Origin of the sequence: Roseinatronobacter ekhonensis (assembly GCF_900499075.1) — a bacterium.
GTDB lineage: Bacteria > Pseudomonadota > Alphaproteobacteria > Rhodobacterales > Rhodobacteraceae > Roseinatronobacter > Roseinatronobacter ekhonensis.
Genome location: NZ_UIHC01000111.1, coordinates 1 through 3436, shown reverse-complemented (window position 1 = coordinate 3436; position 3436 = coordinate 1). Strand labels below are relative to the sequence as shown.

The 3436-nt window shown below is 66.3% G+C and carries 3 protein-coding genes; all 3 read left to right on the top strand.

Annotated features, from left to right (window positions below; all coding sequences use genetic code 11):
* Nucleotides 1-148: 148 nt before the first annotated feature.
* From ROE7235_RS20755 to ROE7235_RS19015, 3 genes are read left to right on the top strand one after another with little or no spacing between them, the layout of a single operon-like run.
* Nucleotides 149-1447, top strand: coding sequence for a tyrosine-type recombinase/integrase (locus ROE7235_RS20755; protein WP_121097514.1), 1299 nt, complete (start codon nucleotides 149-151; stop codon nucleotides 1445-1447).
* A complete protein-coding gene (locus ROE7235_RS19020) occupies nucleotides 1441-2349 on the top strand; it encodes a tyrosine-type recombinase/integrase (RefSeq protein WP_121097517.1) in 909 nt (302 codons plus the stop codon). The genes ROE7235_RS20755 and ROE7235_RS19020 overlap by 7 nt, the downstream gene beginning before the upstream one ends.
* Nucleotides 2346-3359 (top strand): tyrosine-type recombinase/integrase, encoded by a 1014-nt coding sequence (locus tag ROE7235_RS19015; RefSeq protein WP_121097511.1) that lies wholly within the window; start codon nucleotides 2346-2348, stop codon nucleotides 3357-3359. The genes ROE7235_RS19020 and ROE7235_RS19015 overlap by 4 nt, the downstream gene beginning before the upstream one ends.
* Nucleotides 3360-3436 lie beyond the last annotated feature (77 nt).

Here is a 3436-nt window from a genome sequence, read left to right as displayed (position 1 = left end):
GTTTATGCCGAGCGTGTGATTATGCGGAGTAGTTTGGGGCTGACCAGCGCAATGAACTGACGGGCAACGGTTTTCTTGCCTGCGCTTGTCAGCATAATCGGCTTGTCCTGCGTTTGGCGCCAAGGCGGCGCCTTTCACGGAGGACAACATGAACGAACACTACACACCGGTCAGACGACGGCGCCTGCTGAATGCCGGGCAACACCAACCGCTGCTCGACGCTTATGGTCATCATCTTGCCGGAACGAGGCTTTCGCCGGCATCGATCCATATTCATCTTGGCTCGACGCTGCATTTTCTGGCTTGGCTCATCCAGAGAGGCATCGCGCTGGATGATGCCGGGCCTGACATCGTGGCGCGGTTCGCTGCGCATGATTGCCGGTGTCATTCGTCGCCGCGCCCGCTCGGGCAGTATTACATCAACCGTGTGGACCGTTTCGTGGGCCACCTTGTCGAGCAGGACGTCCTGCCGCCTCGGCCGGTGCCCGAGACACCAGCGGTTGACCCCAACGTCGCAGGCTGGCTCGATGCACAGGCCCGGCAGCGCGGGTTGGCAGCTGTCACCATCGCACGCCACGGTCGGATGCTGGCGCAGATCCTGCCGTTGATCGGCACCGATCCATCCCGTTATACGGCGCGGATCATCCGCGACGGATTGCTCGATCATGCCCGATCCGCCAGGTCGGTGCATTACCCCAAGATGGTGGCGAGCGCGCTACGGCTCTACCTGCGCCACCTGGCCCATCGCGGACACGCTGTGCCAGACCTCGACCGGGCGGTGCCGACGGCAAAGACTTGGCGGCTTGCGAGCCTTCCGCGCTATTTGCAACCGGACGCTGTCGAGCGGCTGATGGTATCCTGCGATCCTCAGACCCCGGGCGGGCGGCGCGACCGCGCGATTCTGTTGCTGCTTGCGCGCCTCGGACTACGCGCCCGGGACGTGGCAGAGTTGCGCTTGAGCGACATCGACTGGCAGGCCGCGACGCTGCGGGTCTGTGGCAAGGGGCAGCGGGAGGTCCGGCTGCCGTTGCCGCAGGATGCGGGCGATGCGCTGATTGCATGGCTGACCGGACCACGACCCGCCGCATCTTGCGACACCGTGTTCTTGGCCCTTCTGCCGCCCTTCGGTCCGGTCAGTTCCGGCGTGGTGGGCGGGGTGGTGCAACGTGCGATCGAGCGGGCGGGCATCGAGAACGCCCCATCGCGCGGCAGCCATCTCTTGCGGCACTCGGCCGCCACGGCAATGTTGCGCGGCGGTGCCACGCTGGATGCCATTGCAACCGTGCTGCGACACCGGTCGACCGACACCACGGCGCATTATGCTAAGGTGGATGTCACGATGCTGGACGCCGTGGCACAAGCCTGGCCACCGCACGAGGCAATGAACGCCGCACCCCCGCTGGCACCCCCGCTCGGTCTGGCATGGCCGGAGGGCGCGACATGCTGAGTGTCGACCTCGACGCCTACATTGCCCTGCAACGCGCCCGCGGATTGAAGTTCACGACCCAGAGCGGCCTTCTTCGCACCTTCGTCACCTTCGCCGAAGCGGCCGGGGACACGCATGTCCGAACCGATCGCGCTATCGACTGGGCCGCCCGAACCGTCTCGAAGAACCAGACCTGCATCCGTCTGGCCATGGTCCGGCGCTTTGCCGAGCACCTTGCCATCGCCGATCCGGTGCATGAGGTGCCACCCGCCGAAGCCTTCGGGCGCTGGCGTTTCCAGCGCCGACTGCCCTACATCTATACCGGTGACGAGATTGCCACCCTGATGGCGGCTGCCCGGCGGCTGGGCCCTCCGGGCGCCATCCGGGGCGAGACGCTGGCCACGCTGATCGGCCTTCTGGCTGCAACCGGGCTGCGTGTCTCTGAAGCGGTCGGCCTCGATCCGGGCGACATCACCGCCGACGGCCTGGTGATCCGCGAGACCAAGTTCCGCAAGAGCCGCCTCGTGCCGCTTCATCCTTCGGCACGGGCGGCGCTGGAGGGTTACACCCGGCGGCGCGCGCCGTTCAAAGGCCAAGCGCTTCTTGTGAATGACCATGGCCGCCGTCCGTCCTATGTCACGCTTTACGCGCTGTTCCTGCGGATTGCCCGCGAGGTCGGCCTGCGCGGCCTGCCCGGCGAGAAGGGCCCGCGACTCCACGACCTGCGCCACACCTTCGCGGTCCGTTCGCTGGAAGCTTGCAGCAGCGACCGGCGTGCGATCTCGCGGCACATGCTGGCGCTGGCCACCTATCTCGGCCATGCCGACCCCAGCCACACCTGGTGGTATCTGCAGGCGACGCCGACGCTGATGCGGCACATCGCCGATGCAGGTGAAGCCCTGATGGCGGAGGGCACGGCATGACGCCCCTCGCTCCGTACCTGTCCACCTATCTGCGTGCGCATCTGCCCCGCGAATGCGGTGCCTCGCAGCACACCGTTGCCTCCTATGCGCATTGCTACCGGCTGCTCCTGACCTTTGCCGCCGAACGACGAAAGACCCGGCCCAGCCAGATCCATATCGAGGATCTGGACGCCGATCTGATCTGCGCCTTCCTCGACCATCTCGAGGTGGAGAGGTCCAACGCGCCGCGCAGCCGCAATGCCCGGCTCGCGGCGATCCATTCGCTGTTCCGGTTCATCGAGTATCGTGTGCCTGCCTGTCTTGATCAGGCGCGGCGGATCCACGCGATCCCGATGAAGCGCAGTGCGCAGCCCCTGGTGGACTACCTGACGCGGGCCGAGATGCAGGCACTTCTTGCCGCGCCCGATCTCCGAACGGTTGCAGGGTTGCGCGATCAGGCCATGCTGCATCTTGCCTTCGCAGCGGGTCTCCGGGTCTCGGAACTGGTCGGCCTCCGGCTTGACCAGTTCGACGACACCGCGATGCCCAGCCTGCATGTGATCGGCAAGGGGCGACGCGAACGCATCCTGCCGCTCTGGCAGGACACGGCCCGCGTCGTCCGGCGCTGGATCGGGCTGCGCCCTGCGACGGGCGATCTGCAACTGTTCCTGAACGCAGGTGGCCGGGCAATGACCCGGTCCGGGTTCGAATACATCCTGCGCAAGCACGCCGCCACTGCCGCGCAGTCAGCTCCGTCAATCGCCGCCAAGCGGGTGACGCCGCACATCCTGCGCCACAGCTGCGCCATGCACACGCTGCAAGCCACCGGCGACGTTCGCAAGGTCTCGCTCTGGCTCGGCCATGCCAGCGTCCAGACCACCGAGATGTACCTGCGCGCCGATCCGACCGAAAAGATCGAGGCGCTCACCGCCATGGGCCCGCCAACCCTGAAACGCGGACGCTTCACCGTGCCGGACAAGCTGATGGCAATGTTGGTCGAGGCGAGCAACGGCCGGAATTATGCGGAGTGACAACCGCCAAAAGCCCCTGCGGCGCCCATCACGGGCGCCACAGACTCCGCATAATCATCCGCTCGGCATAAACGGTG